The organism is Vibrio sp. 1402, from assembly GCF_033340275.1.
The window spans coordinates 1-501 of record NZ_JAWOWE010000795.1; the positions used below are offsets into that span (position 1 = coordinate 1).

At 49.5% G+C, this 501-nt stretch carries 1 protein-coding gene; it reads left to right on the forward strand.

Annotation, left to right across the window (positions count from 1 at the left end; genetic code table 11):
* Positions 1-501 (forward strand): SLC13 family permease (locus tag R7044_RS28545; protein WP_225456463.1); only part of this gene is annotated, 501 nt, incomplete at both ends.

The window sequence follows — 501 nt, forward strand, 5'->3', positions numbered from 1 at the left end:
AATTCGACACCTTGGTTGCGATTGGTGCCATCTTGCTGCTAGGCGCATCTCGAGCAGTCGAATGGAAGGACATTGAAAAGACAACAGACTGGGGTGTTCTGATCCTGTTCGGCGGCGGTATCTGCTTGAGTAACGTTCTAAAAGCGACAGGCACCAGCGTTTTCCTAGCGCACAGCCTAACTGGCTTCCTTGAGCAAGCAGGTGTATTACTCACTATCCTTTCTGTGGTTGCCTTTGTCGTCTTCTTGACTGAGTTTGCAAGTAACACAGCAAGTGCTGCGCTACTGGTCCCAGTGTTCGCGACCATTGCCGAAGCACTTGGTCTATCACCAGTGATTCTGTCAGCGCTTATCGCGGTAGCCGCATCTTGTGCCTTCATGTTGCCAGTTGCAACGCCACCAAATGCAATTGTGTTCGGTACGGGTCATATCAAGCAAAAAGAAATGATGAGAATCGGCTTCGTATTAAACATTGCTTGTATCGGTGCACTGACACTGTTCG